Consider the following 2,495-nt stretch of genomic DNA (forward strand, 5'->3'; position numbering starts at 1 on the left):
GCGGTGCGCGGCGCCGCGCGCGCCGCGGGCCGCCTGAGCCGGAACGCCGAGGCGGTGGCGCGCTACCGGACGCTGCTCGCGCTCCGCCTCGACGACGCGGAGGCGCGCGGGGCGCTCGCGCACCTCCTCGTCGAGCAGGGCGACGTGGCCGGTGCGGCGGCGCTCCTCGCGGAGGGGCAGCGGCTCGATCCGGCGGACGGCGAGCTGCGGCTTCGGCTCGCCGACCTGCTCGCCGCGAACGGCCGCGCCGAGGAGGCCGATACGGTCTACGCCACCGCGCTGCGCGTTGCGCCGGACGACGCCGACGCGCTCGAGCGCCGCGGGCGCTCGAGGCTCGCGGTGGGCCGCACCCGCGACGCGCTCGCCGACCTCCACGCCGCCCTCGAGCTCCGCCCGCAGTCGCCCGAGCTGAAGGAGCTCGTGCGCAGCCTCGAGCCCGCCCGCGAGCGGTTCGAGACGCCCTACCTGCTCGACGCGCGCGCGCTCGCCGCGAAGGCGCCCGCGCCCGCCGCCGACGACGACGCCGTCGTGCTCGGCGAGCTCAAGGTCACGCGCGTCTTCCCCTCCGGGCTCTCGGCGACCTACTACCAGCGGGTGGTGAAGATCGTGAACGCCCGCGGGGCGGAGGCGTTCCGGCGCCACGTCATCGGCTGGACCCCGGACCGGCAGGACGCGCGCGTCGAGCGGGTCCGCATCGTGAAGCCCGACGGCGCGACCATCGAGACGCACGAGGCGGAGGAGCGGAGCGCGAGCGAGCCCTGGTACCGGCTCTACTACGACACCCGCACGCGCACCCTGTCGTTCCCGGCGCTCTCCGCCGGGGACGTGCTCGAGGTGGCCTGGCGCATCGAGGACACCGCCGGCGAGAACCTGCTCTCCGACTACTTCGGCGACGTGACGTTCCTCGACGACACCACCCGCAAGGCGCGGGTGGACTACGTGCTCCTCGTCCCCGAGGCGCGGCCGATCTTCTCGAACGCCCCCGAGGGCGTGCGCCACGACACGCGGAAGCTGCCGGGCGGGCTCGTGGAGCACCGCTTCGGCGCGCGCGACCTCGCGCCCATCCGGCCCGAGCCCGGCATGCCGGGCTGGAGCGAGGTCGCCCGCTACGTGCACGTCTCCACCTACGGCGACTGGGACCAGGTGGCGCGCTTCTACTGGGGGCTCGTGAGGGATCAGCTCCGGCCCACGGGCGAGCTCCGCGCCACCGCCGCGCGCATCGTCGAGGCCGCGCTCGGCGCGGGGGGCGCGCGCCTCACGGCCGCCAGCGCGCAGGCAGGCCTGCCGCCGGCCGTCGCCCCGCCGCGGAACGGCTGGACCCTCGAGCAGAAGCGCGCCATCGTCCGGGGCGTCTACGACTTCGTGGTGTCGCAGACCCGTTACGTCGGCCTCGAGTTCGGGATCCACGGCTACAAGCCCTACCGGGTGGACCAGGTGCTCCAGCGGCGCTTCGGCGACTGCAAGGACAAGGCGAGCCTCGTCCACGCGCTCCTCGCCGCCGCGGGGATCGACTCGCGCCTCGTGCTCCTGCGCATGCGCCGCCTCGGGCGGATGCCCGAGACGCCCGCGTCGCTCGCGGTGTTCAACCACGCCATCGCCTACGTGCCCGACCTCGACCTGTGGCTCGACGGCACCGCGTCCTACTCGGGCTCGGGCGATCTGCCCGGCGAGGACCGCGGCGCGACGGTGCTCGTCGTGAACCCCGGCGCGAAGGCGACCTTCGGCACGATCCCGGAGGCGCGCCCCGAGGACAACCGCGTCGAGAGCCGGTTCGACGTGACGCTCGCGAGGGACGGCCGGGCGGCGGTGCGCGGCAGCTCGCACGTCCGCGGCGCGCAGGCGCCGCAGTACCGCCGCGCCTACCTCGCCGAGCACGACCGGCGCGCCCAGCTCGAGCGCGCCTTCGGCCGCACCTTCCCGGGCGCGGAGGTGACGAGCCTCGACGTCTCGGACCTCACGCGCATCGAGGAGGAGGTGGCGATGGACTTCACCCTCGACGTGCCGCGCTACGCGCTGGCGGACGGGGGCGGCCTGCGCTTCACCCCCTTCGGCGACGCCGCGGGCTACGCGGAGTCCTACGCCGCCCTCTCCGCGCGCAGGTACGACCTCGTGGTCGGCGATCCGGCCGTGACCCGCTTCACCTACCGTTACGTTTTCCCGAAGGGCTGGACGGTCGTGGAGGTGCCGGAGGCGGCCTCCGGCGAGACGCCGCACGGCGCCTTCGAGGTGCGCTACCGCCGCGAGGCGGACGCGCTCGTCGCCGAGGGGCACGTCACGTTCAAGACGGCGCGCGTTGCGGCGGCGGAGTACCCCGCCTTCCGCGAGCTCGCGGCGAGGATCGACCGCGCCTTCGCGCGGAAGGTCCGGATCGCCCCGGCCGTGGCCGGGGAGGGCTCCCGATGACGACCGTCCGTTCGCCCCGCGCCGCCGGCCCGCTGGCCGCCGCGCTCCTCGCCGCCGCGCTCGGCTGCGCCGGCCCGCGCGCGGCCGGCTCC

1 protein-coding gene is annotated in these 2,495 nt (G+C 76.0%); it reads left to right on the forward strand.

Going from position 1 to position 2,495, the window contains the following annotated elements:
* The coding region (locus MNY60_RS23455) for a DUF3857 domain-containing protein (protein WP_242362055.1) at positions 1-2,403 on the forward strand (2,403 nt) is incomplete at its 5' end.
* Between the last annotated feature and the right edge of the window lie 92 nt (positions 2,404-2,495).

Source organism: Anaeromyxobacter sp. SG17, from assembly GCF_022690695.1.
Classification (GTDB): domain Bacteria; phylum Myxococcota; class Myxococcia; order Myxococcales; family Anaeromyxobacteraceae; genus Anaeromyxobacter; species Anaeromyxobacter soli.